This is a genomic window from Paenarthrobacter aurescens (assembly GCF_025421775.1).
Classification (GTDB): domain Bacteria; phylum Actinomycetota; class Actinomycetes; order Actinomycetales; family Micrococcaceae; genus Arthrobacter; species Arthrobacter aurescens_B.
In genome coordinates this window covers 198,329-214,846 of record NZ_JAOEFX010000005.1, presented here as the reverse complement: position 1 = coordinate 214,846, position 16,518 = coordinate 198,329, and the positions used below count along the sequence as shown (strand labels likewise).

The following is a 16,518-nucleotide window of genomic DNA, read 5'->3' as shown; positions in this document are numbered from 1 at the left end:
TGTGCGGCAGGGTGCTATTCGCCGATGGCGTCCAGGCGTGCCTGTTCGTCCGCCTCGATGGCCGACTGGATCACGGGCTCAAGGTCACCGTTCATGACGGCATCAAGGTTGTAGGCCTTGTACCCGGTGCGGTGGTCCGCAATGCGGTTCTCCGGGAAGTTGTACGTACGGATACGCTCCGAACGGTCCATGGTGCGGATCTGCGACTTTCGCTGCTCCGAATTGGCGGCGTCGATCTGTTCCTGCTGGTGGGCCAGGAGGCGGGCACGGAGGACGCGCATGCCGGCTTCACGGTTCTGCAGCTGGGACTTTTCGTTTTGCATGGCCACCACGATGCCCGTGGGCAAGTGGGTGATGCGGACAGCGGAGTCGGTGGTGTTCACGGACTGTCCACCCGGACCCGAGGAACGATAAACGTCGATCTTGAGGTCGTTTTGGTTGATCTCAAGTTCTTCGGGCTCGTCCACTTCAGGGAGTACCAGCACGCCGGCAGCCGAGGTGTGGATGCGGCCCTGGGATTCGGTCACGGGGACGCGCTGCACACGGTGCACGCCACCTTCGAACTTCAACCGCGCGAAGACGCCCTGCGCGGGATCGTTGGAGTTGCCCTTAATAGCCACGGCAACGTCCTTGTAGCCACCAAGATCGGATTCGGTGGCAGAGATCATTTCCGTCTTCCAGCCACGCGATTCGGCGTAACGCATGTACATCCGAAGAAGGTCGCCAGCGAACAAAGCAGCTTCGTCGCCACCTTCGCCACCCTTGACTTCAAGGATGACGTTGCGGGCATCGTCCGGATCACGCGGGATCAGCAAACGGCGCAACCGCTCCTGCGCCGCAGGAATCTGTTCCTCCAACTGAACAACTTCGGCGGCAAATTCGGGATCCTCGTCAGCCATTTCCTTGGCAGCTTCCAGATCGTCATTGAGCCCGCGCCACTTGTTGTACGCCTCCACAATGCCCTGAAGCTGAGCAGACCGCCGCCCCAACTTCCTGGCAGCAGACTGATCGGCATAAACAGCAGGATCACTGAGCTGCGCCTGAATGGCAGCATGCTCATCAAGCAATCCCTGTACGGACTCAAACATTTTCAAACCTCTTTCGACTCGCAGACAAGTCTAGTTGCGACGATTGGTGTCTTAACGACCAACCGCTCAAATAAGCCGGCCAGCGAAGGTGACGGCAACGCCCAAGGTGACCTGACCGCCGTCGAGTAATTTTGCCGGCCCGGGAGTGGCATCGGGCCTGTCGTAGCGTTGCTGCTGACGTACGCAGTACGTCAGCAGCAACGCGAAGGGGCGGGGCCGGCAAAATTACTTGACGGCCCCACCCCACGTAACGCTATTTGTCGTTGTCCGACTTCGCTCCGAGCGTCGTCTTCTGTACCTGCATGAGGAACTCGACGTTGCTCTGCGTCTCCCGGATCTTGTTGGTCAGCAGTTCAAGGCTCTGCTGCTGCTCCAGGCCGGAAAGGACGCGGCGCAGCTTCCACATGATCTTGACTTCTTCAGGCGAGAGCAGGTTCTCTTCACGGCGCGTACCGGACGCGTTGACGTCCACGGCCGGGAAGATGCGCTTGTCTGCCAGCTGGCGGGACAGGCGGAGCTCCATGTTGCCGGTGCCCTTGAACTCTTCGAAGATGACTTCGTCCATCTTGGAGCCGGTCTCGACAAGCGCGGTTGCCAGGATGGTGAGCGAGCCACCGTTTTCGATGTTGCGGGCTGCACCGAAGAAACGCTTGGGTGGGTACAGGGCTGCGGAGTCCACACCACCGGACAGGATGCGGCCGGAGGCCGGTGCTGCCAGGTTGTAGGCACGGCCCAGACGGGTCATGGAGTCCAGGAGGACCACCACGTCCATGCCCATTTCCACCAGGCGCTTGGCGCGTTCGATGGAGAGCTCGGCAACCGTGGTGTGATCGTCGGCGGGACGGTCGAAGGTGGAGGCGATGACCTCGCCCTTGACGGTGCGCTGCATGTCCGTGACTTCTTCAGGACGTTCGTCAACCAGCACCATCATGAGGTGGACCTCAGGGTTGTTGGTGGTGATTGCGTTCGCAATGGACTGCAGGATGAGCGTCTTACCGGCCTTCGGCGGGGAGACGATCAGGCCACGCTGGCCCTTGCCGATCGGGGCCACGAGGTCGATGACACGCGGGCCGATCTTCTTGGGGTCCGTCTCAAGGCGCAGGCGCTCGGACGGGTACAGCGGCACGAGCTTGGCGAACTCGACGCGGTCCTTGAGTTCTTCCGGCGTCTTGCCGTTGACGGAAGTGACGCGGACCAGCGCGTTGAACTTCTGTCGGGCCGACTGCTGGCTGCGGTCTTCGCCGTCTCGCGGTGCGCGGATGGCACCCACCACGGCGTCGCCCTTGCGGAGGTTGTACTTCTTGACCTGAGCCAGGGAGACGTAGACGTCGTTTGCACCCGGAAGGTAACCGGATGTCCGGATGAACGCGTAGTTCTCCAAGACGTCCAGGATGCCTGCTACGGGGAGCAGGACGTCGTCTTCGGTGACCTCGACGTCGTCAACGTCCGGTCCCTGCGCACGGCCACGACGCCGTTCGTTGCGGTCGCGGAAGCGGTCGCTGCGGGTGTTGCCACCGTCACGGCTGTCCTGACCTCCACGACGGTCTCCCCGGTCGTTCTGGTCGTTGCGGTCGCGGCGGTTACGGCGGTTACGGCGGTTGCCGGTGTCGTCGCCGTCGTTGTTGTCTTCACGGCGCCCACGGGTGTTGTCGCGACGTTCGCGCTGGTCGCCCGAGTCAGACTGTTCACGCTGTTCGGTGCGGTCGCCGCGCTGTTCGCGCTGCTCGGAACGGTCGCCACGCTGTTCACGCTGCTCGGAACGGTCAGCACGCTGTTCACGCTGTTCGGAACGGTCGCCACGCTGTTCGCGCTGCTCAGTTGCAGGCGCTTCTGCTGCTTCAGCGGGGGCTGCTGCTGCCTCGCCACGGCGGCGGTTGCGGGTGCGCGGCTGGCGACGTTCGGTACCAGCTTCGCTGGCTTCGACGCCTGCCGGAGCTTCGGCCACCGGTGCTGCTGCAGGCTCAACGGGTGCGGCAACTGCTTCAGCAGCTGCGACGACACCGTCACTGGTGGCGCGGCGGCTGCGGCCACGTCCACGTCCGCGGGGTGCTTCCGAAGCCTCGGCAGTTGCCTCAACGGCGCCGTTGTCGGCGGCTTTGGCCTCTGCAGCCGGGGCTTCCTTGGCCGCGGCAGCTCCCTTCGCGGAGGCAGTGGCTCCCTTTGCCGACGCAGTGGCCTTGGCAGGTGCCTTGGTAGTGGAGGTACCGGCACGGTGGGCGGAAATGGCGGTAACCAAGTCCCCCTTGCGCATACGCGATCCCCCGGAGATACCCAGCTGGCTCGCGAGAGCCTGGAGCTGGGCGAGCTTAAGGCCTGCAAGGCCGCTGCTCTTGGTGGTTGCTGCCGTTGACGACTCAGCAGCAGAAGATGTTGTGTCCACAGCTGAAGCCAGCTCAGTGGTTTCTGTCACGAAGGATCCTTCCCCCTCGACGGCGTCCAGAGCGAGAGCTGGACGCGATGATTTGTTCTGGGCTGCAGTTCAGATCTGCAGCCGGTGATTTCGGCCGTGCCTGATGGATTTTGGCCAACAGGGCCGGATACTGATCGTCATCACTGGATCCGGTTACCCGGACAGCCGGCTGAATGTTCAGGGAACAGAGAGAATTCTCGGCACCTGAGACAGGCCGGAAAGAGACGACACCACCAACGTTGGCACAGTTGACGAAAGGTACGGCGAAACACCGAGATCCAAAATCAGGGAACTGCCCGCGGCTTTACCGGCGGTGCACTTCCACTCTAGCACCTTGAACGTCCACAGCCAGCGTCATCACGCGCCAGCCGACGTCGGGTGTGTTGGCCGCCGTGTAGGCCAGGATGAAATCAGCAACCGCCGTGGCTTCGGCTTCACCGTTGGCCAACACCATCACGGTGGGTCCCGCACCGGAAACGACCGCTGCATGGCCCGCTTTTCGGAGGGCCGCAATGAGGTCGGCACTGGGACGCATGGCCTGTGCCCGGTAGCTCTGGTGCAGGTAGTCTTCGGTGCCTGGCAACAGGAATGCCGGCTGGGTTGTAAGCGCATGGATCAGCAAAGCTGCACGGCCTGAGTTCATTGCTGCCGCATGGTGGCCAACCGAAGCAGGGAGGAGTCCGCGTGCGGTCTCCGTCGACAATTCGAAGTCCGGCACTGCGACGACCGGAGTGACTGCTGACGCGACATCGGCACGGGTGCTGCTGTACTGCTCGCTGTCCTGCCAGGACAGCGCCAGTCCGCCGAAAATCGCGGGTGCGACGTTGTCCGGGTGGCCTTCCATCTCGCTGGTCAGCTGCAGGATCCAGTCGCGGTCCCGCCGAAACTCTTCCGGGACCAGTGCGTTGGCCGCAGTGACGGCGGCAACCACAGCCGAGGCGGAGGAACCAAGGCCGCGCCCATGGGGGTTGACGTTGTCCGCAGTGATTTTCAGACCTGAACGCTGGAAGCCGAGGCGATCCAGTGCGAGGTCAATGGCACGCACCACCAAGTGGCTTGCATCCCGCGGGAGGGTGTCTGCCCCCTCACCGGTGAGCTCGAACTCGAGCTCACCGGTGCTGAGGGTTTCCACTGTCAAGGTGTCGTAAATGGACAGGGCCAAGCCGAGGCTGTCGTAGCCGGGGCCCAGGTTGGCACTCGTACCGGGGACCTTGACGGTCAGCCGCTGGCCTGCCGCGACGAGCGCACGATCGGTCGCGGTGGGCTGCGTTGATTCCACTCTTAGTTTTCTTCCAGTCCCAGTTCTGCGGCCACGGTGACAACATCGTTCGGCACCTTGACCGGCTGCACATCGCTGCCGTCTTCGGTGCGGAGGGCCCATTGCGGGTCCTTGAGTCCGTGTCCGGTGACAGTAATAACGATGGTCTTGCCCGACGGAACATCTCCCGCGGCATGCTTCTTAATCAAGCCTGCGACGCCCGCAGCGGAGCCGGGCTCCACAAAAACGCCTTCCTTTGCCGACAACCAACGGTGGGCGGCCAGGATTTCGTCATCGGTTACGGCCTCGATCAGGCCGCCGGACTCGTCGCGGGCCGCTACAGCGGTATCCCACGATGCCGGGTTGCCAATGCGGATGGCGGTTGCGATCGTGTCAGGTTCGGTGATGGGGTGCCCGGCGACGAAGGGCGCAGCACCCGCGGCCTGGAACCCCCACATGATGGGCGTCTTGGTGGAGACGGCCGGAAGCGTTCCGTTGGCGGTCTCAAAGGGTGCCGAGTACTCCTTGTAACCCTTCCAGTAAGCACTGATGTTGCCGGCGTTGCCTACGGGGAGCACGTGGATGTCAGGGGCATCGCCCAAGGAGTCCACAACCTCGAAGGCGCCTGTCTTCTGGCCCTGGATCCGGGCCGGATTCACGGAGTTCACCAGGAACACCGGGTATGCCTCGCCGAGCTTCCGGGCAATGTCCAGGCAGTTATCGAAGTTACCGTCAACCTGGAGCAAGGTGGCTCCGTGAGCGATAGCCTGGCTCAGTTTGCCCATGGAGATCTTGCCCTCGGGTACCAGCACTGCGCACTTCAGGCCTGCGGCGGTGGCATACGCTGCAGCCGACGCGGAGGTGTTGCCGGTGGAGGCGCACACCACGGCCTTGGCGCCGGCTTCGACGGCCGCTGTCATGGCCATGGTCATTCCACGGTCCTTGAACGAACCCGTGGGGTTCATGCCTTCGACCTTGAGGTACACCTCTGAGCCAGTCAGCTCGGAGAGCTTCTGCGCGTGGACCAGCGGGGTGCCGCCTTCGCCGAGGGTAATAACCTTGGTGGCTTCCGTTACGGGCAAACGATCAGCGTATTCGCGGATTACTCCGCGCCATTGGTGAGCCACTTAGACCCCTTCTACCCGCAGTACGGATGTCACAGAATTGATGACGTCCAAGCCCTTGACGGCCTGGACGGTTGCTGCGAGGGCAGCTTCGGAGGCACGGTGCGTCACGATTTTCAGTTCAGCCGACTCGACATTCGAGGCAGCGTCGCGGTGGATTGTTTGGCGCATGATTTCGATGGAAACGCCATTTTCCGCAAAGATGTGCGCGATCCGGGCCAGCACGCCAGCCTGGTCGGCTACATCCAAGCCAATGTAGTAGCTGGTGTTCGACGCGTCGATGGCCAGCGCCGGGACGTGGCCCGTGGTGGTTTCCGTGCGGCCAGGGCCGCCGAGGACCAAGCGCCGCGCAGCCGAGACGAGGTCGCCAAGGACGGCAGACGCAGTGGGGGTTCCACCTGCGCCCTGTCCGTAGAACATCAGCTCGCCGGCGTTCTCAGCCTCGATGAAGACTGCGTTGAAGGCTCCACGAACGGCAGCCAGCGGGTGTTCGCGGGGCAGGAGAGTGGGATGGACCCGAACGGAAATACCGCTGCCGTCGTCAGAAGAATCGATCTTCTCGGCAATCGCGAGCAGCTTGATGACGAAGCCCGCTTCTTTGGCCGAGGCAATATCCGCGGCGCTGACCTTGGTGATGCCTTCGCAGTACACATCATCCAGGGAGAAACGGGTGTGGAAGGAGAGCGAAGCGAGAATGGCAGCCTTGGCGGCGGCATCGTGTCCTTCGATGTCCGCTGTGGGATCGGCTTCGGCGTATCCAAGTCGCTGTGCCTCAGCCAGGGCATCGGCGAACTGCGCACCGGTGGTGTCCATCTGGTCAAGGATGAAGTTGGTGGTGCCGTTAACGATTCCCAGGACACGGGTGATGCGGTCGCCGGACAGGCTGTCGCGGATGGGGCGCAGGATGGGGATGGCCCCGGCCACTGCAGCTTCATATGACAACTGCACACCAGCCTTGTCAGCCTCTGCGTACAGGGTAGGACCGTCCTGCGCGAGCAGGGCTTTGTTGCCCGTGACAACGCACGCACCGTTCTGGATGGCCGTGAGGATCAGCGAACGGGCAGGTTCTATGCCACCCATGAGTTCGATGACCAGGTCTGCATCTTTGACGAGGGTGTCGGCATCCGTGGTGAAAAGCTCGCGGGGCAATTCCACATCACGCGGGGAATCGATATTGCGTACGGCGATGCCGGAGAGTTCCAAGCGGGCGCCGCTGCGGGCAGCGAGGGCCTCGGCGTCGTCAATCAGAATCCGCGCGACCTGGGCCCCAACGTTGCCACAGCCCAGCAGGGCCACCTTCAAGGTTCGCACTTCAGACATTCGCCACTCCCATGTCGCGGTTCAAGAGATCTTCTTCGGTTTCCCCGCGGACAATCAGCCGGGCGGCTCCGTCGCGTACAGCGACAACGCCAGGCCGGGCCAGGTAGTTGTAGTTGCTGGAGAGGGCCCAGCAGTAGGCGCCGGTACCCGGTACTGCGAGCAAATCACCGGCTGCCACATCCGCGGGCAGATATACATCTCTAACAACTATGTCGCCGCTCTCGCAATGTTTGCCCACTACTCGGGACAGCTGCGGAGCCGCATCTGAGTCCCGGGACGCCAAAATTGCCGAATAATCCGCGTCGTACAGCACCGGACGGGCGTTGTCGCTCATCCCGCCGTCCACCGACACATAGCGGCGCGGATACGTAACGTTCTTTTGCCCGTCTTGACCCTCAGGGACGTCAACACGGACGGTCTTGAGCGTGCCAACTTCGTAAAGCGTGAAGGTGGTGCTGCCCACAATTGCACGTCCGGGTTCGATGGAGATGCGCGGTGGTGTGATGTTCAACTCAGCACACTTGGAGCGCACGACGGCGGCCATTGCCTGCGCGATTTCGGCTGGCGGGCGGGGCGTGTCCACCGGGGTGTAGGCGATTCCATAACCGCCGCCCAGGTCCAATTCGGGCATGACGATGGAGTACTTGGACTGCATCGCGGCGAGGAAGCCCAGGAGCTTCTCCGCTGCGACGGCAAAACCGTCCGGCTCGAAGATCTGTGAGCCGATGTGGCAGTGCAGGCCCAGGAGTTCGATGCTGGCGTAGGAGGTGGCGGCTGCCACTGCCTCCTCGGCTGCAGACAGGCCGGCTTCATCGGTGGAGTCTTCGGCCATGGAGAGGCCAAATTTCTGGTCTTCGTGGGCAGTGGCAATGAACTCATGGGTGTGGGCGTGCACACCGGGGGTCAGTCGGAGCATGACCTTGGCAGTTTCGCCCCGGCTGGAGGCAATCTTGGCAACCCGCTCGAGTTCGTCGAGGCTGTCCACCACGATCCGGCCCAGCTTCATGTCAAGGGCGCGGTTGATCTCGGCGTCCGACTTGTTGTTGCCGTGCAGACCAAGGTTGGCGCCGTCAATACCCGCGCGAGCGGCAACAGCGAGTTCGCCGCCGGAACACGTATCCAGGCGGAGGCCCTCTTCAGCCACCCAAGTGGCTACGGCGGTGCAGAGGAAGGACTTCCCCGCGTAATAGACGTCCACTCCCCCGCAGATGTCATCGAAGGCGGCATCGAAGGCGTCCTTGAATGCCCGGGCGCGGGAGCGGAAGTCTGATTCACTCATCACGAAAAGCGGAGTTCCGAACTGTTCCTTGAGCTCACTGACAGTCACACCGTCGATGGTGACCTCGCCGGCGTCGTTCTTCTCAACCCCGGCCGCCCACATGGGGGCCTGCAGGGCATTCAGGTTTTCGGGAACGGCCAGCCACCCGGGTGCGAGCGGAGAAGCGTGTGCAGCGTCTGTGTTCATTTCCCTACATCCGTTCCGGCGCAGAAACGCCCAGCAGTTCGAGTCCGTTGGCGAGCACCTGACTGGTGGCATCGTTCAGCCACAGGCGGGTGCGGTTGACGTCCTGTACAGGTTCGTCCCCTTGCGGGGAGACTCGGCAAGCGTCGTACCAGCGGTGGTAGGCACCGGCGATGACTTCGAGGTGTCGGGCCACGCGGTGCGGCTCACGCAGTTCCGCGGCCTTGGCGACGATGGAGGGGTAGCTGCCCAGGTAGGACAGCAACTCGTTTTCCGTAGCGTGATCGAGCAGCGACGCATCGAATATGGAACGATCCACGCCTGCTTCGGTAGCGTTGCGTGCCGTGCCGCGGGACCGTGCATGTGCGTACTGCACGTAGAAAACGGGGTTCTCGTTGCTGTGCTTCTTCAACAGCTCGGGATCCAGCGTCAGCGGGGAGTCAGCCGGGAAACGCGCCAGCGAGTAGCGTACGGCGTCCTTGCCAAGCCAGGAAATGAGGTCCTTGAGCTCGATGATGTTTCCGGCGCGCTTGGACAGCTTTGCGCCGTTGACGGACACAAGCTGCCCGATCAGGACCTCGATGTTGACCTCAGGGTCATCGCCCGCGCAGGCTGCGATGGCTTTCAGGCGGTTGATGTATCCGTGGTGGTCGGCACCGAGGAGGTAGATCTTCTCGGTGAAACCACGGTCTTTCTTGGAAAGGTAGTACGCAGCGTCAGCGGCGAAATACGTCGGTTCGCCGTTGGCACGGATCATGACGCGGTCTTTGTCGTCGCCGAAGTCGGTGGTGCGCAGCCAGACGGCCCCGCCGTCGTCGAACACGTGGCCCTGCTCGCGAAGGCGGGCGACGGCAGATTCAATCGCACCGGCGTCGTGCAGTTCTTTCTCGGAGAAGAAGACATCGAACTCGACGCCGAATTCAGCCAGGGTGGTCTTGATATCGGCCATCTGCGCTTCGTAGGCAGCGGCGCGGATCACCGGCAGTGCGGCCTCATCCGTGAGTTCGCGGATGTCCGGGTGGGCCTTGAGGACTTCGTCGCCAAGCTCGCGGATGTACTCGCCGGGGTAGCCGCCTTCAGGTACGCCACGTCCGTGCAAACGGGAGAGGACGGAGTTGGCGAAGACGTTCATCTGCGAGCCGGCGTCGTTGATGTAGTACTCAGCGGTGACGTCGGCACCTGAGGCACGAAGTACCCGCGCAATCGCATCGCCCAAGGCCGCCCAGCGGGTGTGCCCGATGTGCAGCGGACCAGTGGGATTGGCGGAAACGAATTCCATGTTGACCACGCGGCCTGCGAGCGCCGTGTTGGTGCCATAGGCGGGTCCGGCCTCCACGATGGCCTTGGCGAGGGCACCGGCCGCGGCGGCATCCACCGTGATGTTCAGGAAGCCGGGACCAGCGATTTCCACTCCGGTCACGCCCGGAATTCCCTGCAAATGGTTGCTGAGGATACCGGCGAATTCGCGGGGATTCATGCCGGCCTGCTTGGACAGTTGCAGGGCGATGTTGGTGGCCCAGTCTCCGTGATCCCTGTTCTTGGGTCGCTCCACCCGCACGGCATCGGGCACGGCAGATTCCGTCAAGGCGATTTCGCCGGCAGAGACGGCGTCCTTAAGGCAGGCGGATATGGCAGCAGAGAGTTCTTCGGGAGTCACGCATCTAGCCTACCGGGGGCCCGCAATGTCGCGGAATTGAGGGCCCCCTATGTGGAAAATGTGGACACAGCCAACGCACAGCAACGGCCGTCGGGCGTCACAGGCTGAACCATTACGCTGAATTCGACGTTGTGAAGACGTAGGAGGTGGCCTCGTTGGTCCTCCCGGAACAACCCAGTGTCCCTTTGACCACATTGCCCATTGACGAAATCTTGTCCAGTTGAAACGAGCAGAATCATGACTACGCCACTCCGCAAGAGCCTCTACCTTGGTATTGCCGGTCTCTCCATCATGGGAACAGCCACTGCGTGCGCCCCCACCACGGAGTCGCCGTCCACTCAAACTCCCGCTACGCAGAATGGCGGGCAGGCATCCACCACCAGCCCTTCGTCGTCAACTGCCACCGCCAGTGGCGAGTCCACGTACAAGGACGGCACCTATAGCTCCGATGGAACCTACACATCGCCCAACGGCCAGGAAACGGTGGGCGTTGAACTAACACTGGCCGCTGACAAGGTATCCGCCGTCAATATCACGGTCCACCCATCCAACCCGAACACCAAGAAGTTCCAGGGCGAGTTTGCCGGCGGCATCGCGGCCCAGATCGTGGGCAAGAACATCGACGAACTCAATGTCTCCAAAGTTGCCGGCTCCTCGCTGACATCAGGCGGCTTCAACGAAGCCGTGGAACAGATCAAATCCCAGGCCAAGTAGGAGCCATGCCGCATCCTGCCTGGAGCAGCTTCAGGTTCGACGGGATCGGTACGCGGTGGGAGGTTACGACGCCGGACGGGCTGGCTCCCGATGTCCGGCACCAGCTGCTTGGGACAGTTGCCATGTACGACAAGACGTGGTCGCGGTTCAGGGCCGATTCCGTGGTGTCGGGCCTGTCCCGTGGATCGGGCAGTATCACCTTGCCGGAGCATGCCAAGGGTCTTCATGACATCTACGCAGCCTTGTACCGGTTGAGTGGAGGTGCCATGACGCCGCTTATCGGCAGCAGCCTCGAACGGCTTGGGTACGATCCTGGATACACGCTGGCTCCGTCCGGTGGTCCGCAGGCCCCGCCGCGGTGGGAAGACGTCCTTACTTGGACAGGCACCTCCCTGACCGCCGCCGAGCCAGTGGTTGTGGACATTGGCGCCGCCGGGAAAGGCCAACTGGTAGACCTCCTGGGCGAAGTCCTGCGCACAACTGGCCACCCCGAGTTCCTGGTGGATGGCAGCGGTGACATGCTGCACGCGGGAGCCGCCCCCGTGATGGTTGCGTTGGAGCACCCCTATAACGCCGGCCAGGCGATTGGCACCGTGGAACTGGACAATGGCGCACTTTGCGCCTCTGCTTCCAACCGGCGTGTCTGGGGCGATGGGCTGCACCATGTCCTGGACGGAACCACGGGAAAGCCCATCCACACCACGGTGGCTACGTGGACAATGGCCGCGAGCGCACTGGAAGCGGATGCGCTGGCCACCGCTTTGTTCATGCTTGAACCTGACCTGCTGGAGGATGAGTTCGATTTCTCGTGGCTCAGGGTGTCCTCAAGCGGTGCCGCCACGTTTTCGAACCGTTTTGAGGGGAGACTGTTCTCATGATCGCCATTAAGTCCCGCTTGGACACCTGGTTGGGTCGCTTCACCATGTACCGATTGATCCTGTGGGTGCTGGGTGTGCTGGTGGCCTACAGCATGGTCCTCAACGTTTTGGGGTGGCTGACCTTCGGCCTCCCGGAAATGTTGGTGCATTTGGTGCTCTGCCTTGGGGTGACGTACGCATCCAACCGCCTGCTCGCGTTGATATTCAGGGTCACGCCGCACACTGAGTCTTCCCTTATTACGGGGCTGCTTCTCTACTTCCTGTTCTGGCCGGCATTCGGAGCCACCGACATGGCTGGTGTGGCCTTGGCTTGCGTGTTGGCAAGTGCGTCGAAGTATGCGCTGGCCTACCGGGGACGGCACATCTTCAATCCCGCCGCGGCCGGAGCGTTCATTACCGGCCTTACCGGGCTGAACATCGCCACTTGGTGGGCCGCGACTCCGGCGATGCTTTGGCTCCTGGTCCCGGGTGTGCTGGTTGTCCTCTATCGGACGCGGAAAATCCTGATGGCCACTGTGTTCCTGGTGGCCGCCACCAGCATCATCGCCGTCGAGCTTCTGAGCCGCAGCATGACGCTCGGCCAGGCCTTGTGGCAGACCCTGGCGCAACGGCCGCTCCTCTTCTTCGTGGGCTTCATGCTCTCGGAACCCCTCACCCTGCCTCCCCGCCGCTGGCAGCAGTTGGCGCTTGCCGCCGTCGTGGGTGTTGTTTTTGCGGTCCCCTATAACTTTGGTTTCGTGGCCAACTCCCCCGAACTCGCACTTTTGCTGGGCAACCTTTTGGCCTTCTTCCTGGGCCAACGGGGCGGCGTTCACCTGACCTTCAAGGAAGCGAGGGCCTTGACGCCGGGAAGCACCGAGTTCAGGTTTGAACCGCAGCGTCCGGTCCGCTTTGCAGCGGGACAGTTCATGGAGCTCAACCTTCCGCATTCAGGTTCTGACGGAAAAGGCCGGAGGCGGGTCTTCAGCATCACCAGTCCCCCGGGTGCGCCCGAAGTGACTTTCGGGGTTGGCACGGCCGAGCCGCTGTCGTCGGCAAAGAAGGCCCTGCTCGCGCTTCAACCCGGAGACCGCATCTCTGCCACAGCCATCGGTGGAGACTTCCTGCTTCCGCACGACGCCGGCAGGCCGGTCCTGCTGATCGCTGCAGGCATCGGCATTACGCCTTTCCTGTCGCACCTGGCGTCCGACGGCGACGCGCGCGACACCGTGGTGGTCTACCTCGCCAAGGGCCGCGGTGAGTTGGCCTGCGTGGAACAGCTTGAAGCGTCGGGGGCGAGGGTTTTCGCCCGGCTCTCGGACGGTTCAACTCCCCCGGAGTTCATGCTCGACGCCGGCACCTCCAGGATCGATGCCACGCGCTTGAAGGAGTTGGTTCCGGACATCGCGGACCGGGAAGTGTTTGTCTCCGGCTCCCCGGCGAGCGTGGATTCCCTGCGCGCTGCAGCCCGGAGCGCAGGAGCCCGCCGGGTTCACGTCGACTCGTTCGCAGGGTACTGATTGGCGGGCTTCCGGGCCGGGCTTGCCGCCACGGCCCCGGGTTTTCATTTGCGGCGCAGTGGCTGCTAAGCTCTAGGACGTCCCACCGGCAACGGAGGGATCCCTGAATGCCCTCGTAGCTCAGGGGATAGAGCGTCTGCCTCCGGAGCAGAAGGCCGTAGGTTCGAATCCTATCGAGGGCACAACGAATACCCCGCCAGCCTGCTGGCGGGGTATTTTTGTTTGGCGGTGACTGGCTATCACTTCGGGGCTTGCCGGGCTCGCACCGCAATATTGTCAGCCCCTGCTTTTAGGCTTAAACCCAGTTGGTCTTACCGATAGCCAAAGGGGTTTGCCGTGATGTGCTCGATCGTCCCGCCGTACATGCTTCGCAGGATTGCCGCCCAGAATGAACCACGGCTTCGGGCCGTTGCCAGGGCTGCCAAAGAATCGCTGCTGCACATCAAGGACCTCCAAGCCATCCGGACGGCCCCTGTTCCGGCTGCACCGCCGAGTGCGCGTCAAGCCAAACCCGGCCCACCCAAGCGGACCATTTTCGATGCCGAGTCCGCGGAAACCCTGCCCGGGCGGATCGTCCGGAAAGAAGGCGCCGACCCTGTGGGTGATGTAGCTGCAGATGAAGCCTACGAGGGCCTCGGGAGTACGCACCGCCTGTACGGAGAGATTTTCGGCAGGGACTCCATTGACGACGCAGGCCTCGCCCTTGATGCGACTGTCCATTACGGAAAGCTCTACGACAACGCTTTCTGGGATGGATCCCAGATGGTCTTTGGCGATGGCGACGGCCAGATCTTCCAGCGCTTCACCAAATCCGTCAGCGTCATAGGCCATGAACTGGCTCATGGCGTCACGCAGTACACGGCCAACCTTGCCTACCGGAACCAGGCCGGGGCACTCAATGAGTCCATGTCAGATGTCTTCGGCGTCCTCGTTGAGCAGTACCTGAAGCAGGAGTCGGCCGGGCAGGCCAGTTGGCTGATCGGCGAGGGACTCTTCACCGACCAAGTGCAGGGTGCCGCCCTCCGCTCCTTGAAAGCACCGGGTACCGCCTACGACGATGATGTTTTGGGCAAGGATCCCCAGCCAGACTCCATGGACACGTATGTGCGGACCAGCGCTGACAATGGTGGCGTGCATATCAACTCCGGCATCCCCAACAAGGCGTTTTACGTTGTCGCCACAGAACTCGGCGGCAATGCGTGGGAGGCCGCGGGCCAGATCTGGTACGGCACACTGACCAGTGGATCATTGCCGCCAACATGCACCTTCGGAAAGTTTGCCAAAACCACCGTTGCTACCGCGGAGGAACTCTTCGGCTCGGGTTCAACTGAGCATGACGCCGTCCTTAAGGCGTGGGAGACTGTGAAGGTCAAGGTTTAGTCAAAGGGCGGGACCGGGCAGCCTTGTTCGGTCCCCGTTGTTTGGCTGACTACGGAACGTCGAACGAGAAGCAGCCGGTCATGAAGATCACCGTCCAACGCAGTGGAGGAATCGCCGCACTGACACGCGTCTGGAGCGTGGACGCTGTATCCCCCGATGAGAAGGAACGTTGGGTTCCGATCGTTGAGGCATGCCCTTGGGACGAAGCCAAGAGCCAGGCCCGGACGCCCAATGAACCGGACCGGTTCATGTACTCAATCAGGGCAGGCCAGCGTCGTGCCACTCTCCCCGACCGCGCTGTCACGGGACCATGGCAGGAACTGGTGGACTGCGCCAAGGCTGAGGGGTCGGAGTCCCGTGGGCGCCTCGGCAACCGGCGCTGAAGCCCACAGAGGCATCTGCAGTCCGCGTCCACGCTTCAGGCGCATCCAGGGTCCGGAGCGGCCTCAGATGGCCTCGGCCAGCTGGCCCCGGAACGCACGCCGGTAACTCTGCGGGCTGGTATCCAGCACCTTGGTGAAATGGTGGCGGAGCAGCACAGAATGTCCAAAACCTGCTTCCCTGGCGATTTCGTCGATGTTCAGTTCCGTGGTCTCAAGGAGTTCCTGCGCCCTCAGTACCCGTTGTGAATTCAGCCAGGCAGCCGGAGTTGTGCCGGTTTCTGCCCTGAAGCGGCGAGCGAAAGTCCTGGGAGACATGTGGAGCCGTGCAGCCAATTCATTCACGCTGTGTTCTTCGTCCAGGTGTTCCACCATCCAGCGCAGGAGCTCTTCCATGGGAGCTGAACCACAGCGGGGCATCGGCCGGTCTATGAACTGCGCCTGGCCACCGTCGCGGTGCGGCGGGACCACCATGTCCCGGGCGATCGCGGCAGCGACGTTGGCGCCCAGTTCGACCCTGACAAGGTGCAGGCAAGCATCGATGCCGGCTGCTGTGCCTGCGCTGGTAATGATGGTGCCATCCTGCACGTAGAGGACGTTCTCGTCCACGATGACCCCCGGATAGCGACTGGCCAGGTCTTGCGAATAGTGCCAGTGCGTGGTGCAACGGCGCCCATCCAGCAGTCCCGCCCGGGCCAGCGCGTAAGCGCCGGAGCAAATGGACATCACCCATGCGCCCCGCGCGTGGGCTGCCCGCAAAGCGTCCATGACGGATTCGGGGACGTCCTGGTCCCTGCCGAAGGGAGCCATGATCACCAGGTCTGCATCCGCCGCTGCTTCAAGGCCCAGGTTCACATGCAGCGAGAGGCCGGACTTCATGCGAATGTCGCCTGGCTCCGGCGCGCACACACGGAAGTCGAAGGCCGGGACGCCGGCGTTGCGATCCGATCTGTCGATGCCGAAGACTTCGAAAGCCGTGCCGAATTCAAAGATCGAGAAGTCGGGAACCACGATCACTGCCACTGATTTCAACATAGGACCAGTGTGGCAGAAAATTGTCTAAATGGGGCATTTCTGCCACTGTTTCTTGGTCCGCTACAGGAGCAGGCTGGAGGCATGGAAATCTTCGGAATCATCCTCTTCATCGTCCTCATCACCGCCGTCGCAGCCACCATCTCTGCCCTGTTGAAGGATGGGCGCGGGCACAACCCGCCCATCAACTCCAAGGAACCCTGGAGCGCATTCGACGCTCCCAGCAGCCCTTACTGGAACCCGCGCATCTACTAGGGCATGCCAGGGCACTGCACAACCACAACAGTCCGGTCAACCAGAGCCACATCCAACCGAC

The 16,518-nt window shown here is 62.5% G+C and carries 14 protein-coding genes and 1 tRNA gene; 7 read left to right on the top strand and 8 right to left on the bottom strand.

What is annotated here, in order from left to right:
* Positions 1 to 14: 14 nt before the first annotated feature.
* From prfA to argS, 7 genes are all read right to left on the bottom strand, one after another.
* Positions 15 to 1,088, bottom strand: coding sequence for a peptide chain release factor 1 (gene prfA / locus N7568_RS12700; RefSeq protein ID WP_014922181.1), 1,074 nt, complete (start codon positions 1,086 to 1,088; stop codon positions 15 to 17).
* Positions 1,089 to 1,341: 253 nt separating this feature from the next.
* Positions 1,342 to 3,498 carry a transcription termination factor Rho gene (gene rho, locus N7568_RS12695; protein ID WP_261610176.1) on the bottom strand — a complete coding sequence of 719 codons (2,157 nt, stop codon included), beginning with the start codon at positions 3,496 to 3,498 and terminating at the stop codon, positions 1,342 to 1,344.
* Between the two features lie 304 nt (positions 3,499 to 3,802).
* Complete coding sequence (gene thrB / locus N7568_RS12690; protein ID WP_261610175.1) at positions 3,803 to 4,777, bottom strand: homoserine kinase; 975 nt, start codon at positions 4,775 to 4,777, stop codon at positions 3,803 to 3,805.
* Between the two features lie 2 nt (positions 4,778 to 4,779).
* Entirely contained in the window at positions 4,780 to 5,883 is a 1,104-nt protein-coding gene (gene thrC / locus N7568_RS12685) for a threonine synthase (protein ID WP_261610174.1), read from the bottom strand.
* On the bottom strand, positions 5,884 to 7,200 hold the full coding sequence (locus tag N7568_RS12680) for a homoserine dehydrogenase (RefSeq protein WP_261610173.1): 1,317 nt from the start codon (positions 7,198 to 7,200) through the stop codon (positions 5,884 to 5,886).
* A complete protein-coding gene (gene lysA, locus N7568_RS12675) occupies positions 7,193 to 8,665 on the bottom strand; it encodes a diaminopimelate decarboxylase (RefSeq protein ID WP_261610172.1) in 1,473 nt (490 codons plus the stop codon). The genes N7568_RS12680 and lysA overlap by 8 nt, the downstream gene beginning before the upstream one ends.
* Before the next feature lie 4 nt (positions 8,666 to 8,669).
* Entirely contained in the window at positions 8,670 to 10,319 is a 1,650-nt protein-coding gene (gene argS, locus N7568_RS12670; RefSeq protein WP_261610171.1) for an arginine--tRNA ligase, read from the bottom strand.
* Between the two features lie 237 nt (positions 10,320 to 10,556).
* Here argS and N7568_RS12665 point away from each other — a divergent pair, with 237 nt between their 5' ends.
* The 6 genes from N7568_RS12665 (at position 10,557) to N7568_RS12640 (ending at position 15,173) form a co-directional block, all read left to right on the top strand.
* Complete coding sequence (locus tag N7568_RS12665) at positions 10,557 to 11,033, top strand: FMN-binding protein (RefSeq protein ID WP_261610170.1); 477 nt, start codon at positions 10,557 to 10,559, stop codon at positions 11,031 to 11,033.
* Between the two features lie 5 nt (positions 11,034 to 11,038).
* Positions 11,039 to 11,911 carry an FAD:protein FMN transferase gene (locus tag N7568_RS12660; RefSeq protein ID WP_261610169.1) on the top strand — a complete coding sequence of 291 codons (873 nt, stop codon included), beginning with the start codon at positions 11,039 to 11,041 and terminating at the stop codon, positions 11,909 to 11,911.
* Entirely contained in the window at positions 11,908 to 13,410 is a 1,503-nt protein-coding gene (locus tag N7568_RS12655; protein WP_261610168.1) for an FAD-dependent oxidoreductase, read from the top strand. Before N7568_RS12660 ends, N7568_RS12655 begins: the two co-directional genes overlap by 4 nt.
* Before the next feature lie 109 nt (positions 13,411 to 13,519).
* A tRNA-Arg gene (locus N7568_RS12650) sits at positions 13,520 to 13,592 on the top strand.
* 157 nt (positions 13,593 to 13,749) lie between these two features.
* Positions 13,750 to 14,790: a M4 family metallopeptidase gene (locus N7568_RS12645; RefSeq protein WP_261610323.1), complete on the top strand. Its 1,041-nt coding sequence runs from the start codon at positions 13,750 to 13,752 to the stop codon at positions 14,788 to 14,790.
* Positions 14,791 to 14,870: 80 nt separating this feature from the next.
* Complete coding sequence (locus N7568_RS12640) at positions 14,871 to 15,173, top strand: protealysin inhibitor emfourin (RefSeq protein ID WP_261610167.1); 303 nt, start codon at positions 14,871 to 14,873, stop codon at positions 15,171 to 15,173.
* 63 nt (positions 15,174 to 15,236) lie between these two features.
* On the opposite strand, the gene N7568_RS12635 is transcribed toward N7568_RS12640, so the two are convergent.
* Complete coding sequence (locus tag N7568_RS12635) at positions 15,237 to 16,205, bottom strand: GlxA family transcriptional regulator (RefSeq protein WP_261610166.1); 969 nt, start codon at positions 16,203 to 16,205, stop codon at positions 15,237 to 15,239.
* Between the two features lie 81 nt (positions 16,206 to 16,286).
* On the opposite strand from N7568_RS12635, the gene N7568_RS12630 reads away from it, so the two are divergent.
* A complete protein-coding gene (locus N7568_RS12630) occupies positions 16,287 to 16,457 on the top strand; it encodes a hypothetical protein (protein ID WP_175538583.1) in 171 nt (56 codons plus the stop codon).
* Positions 16,458 to 16,518: the final 61 nt, after the last annotated feature.

Excerpts from the sequence above, each read along its gene's own strand:
- N7568_RS12660 (WP_261610169.1), top strand. The coding sequence starts at position 11,039 with ATGCCGCATCCTGCCTGGAGCAGCTTCAGGTTCGACGGGATCGGTACG.
- N7568_RS12645 (WP_261610323.1), top strand. The coding sequence starts at position 13,750 with ATGTGCTCGATCGTCCCGCCGTACATGCTTCGCAGGATTGCCGCCCAG.
- N7568_RS12665 (WP_261610170.1), top strand. The coding sequence starts at position 10,557 with ATGACTACGCCACTCCGCAAGAGCCTCTACCTTGGTATTGCCGGTCTC.
- prfA (WP_014922181.1), bottom strand. The coding sequence starts at position 1,088 with ATGTTTGAGTCCGTACAGGGATTGCTTGATGAGCATGCTGCCATTCAG.
- N7568_RS12655 (WP_261610168.1), top strand. The coding sequence starts at position 11,908 with ATGATCGCCATTAAGTCCCGCTTGGACACCTGGTTGGGTCGCTTCACC.
- N7568_RS12630 (WP_175538583.1), top strand. The coding sequence starts at position 16,287 with ATGGAAATCTTCGGAATCATCCTCTTCATCGTCCTCATCACCGCCGTC.
- N7568_RS12635 (WP_261610166.1), bottom strand. The coding sequence starts at position 16,205 with ATGTTGAAATCAGTGGCAGTGATCGTGGTTCCCGACTTCTCGATCTTT.
- N7568_RS12680 (WP_261610173.1), bottom strand. The coding sequence starts at position 7,200 with ATGTCTGAAGTGCGAACCTTGAAGGTGGCCCTGCTGGGCTGTGGCAAC.
- N7568_RS12640 (WP_261610167.1), top strand. The coding sequence starts at position 14,871 with ATGAAGATCACCGTCCAACGCAGTGGAGGAATCGCCGCACTGACACGC.
- lysA (WP_261610172.1), bottom strand. The coding sequence starts at position 8,665 with ATGAACACAGACGCTGCACACGCTTCTCCGCTCGCACCCGGGTGGCTG.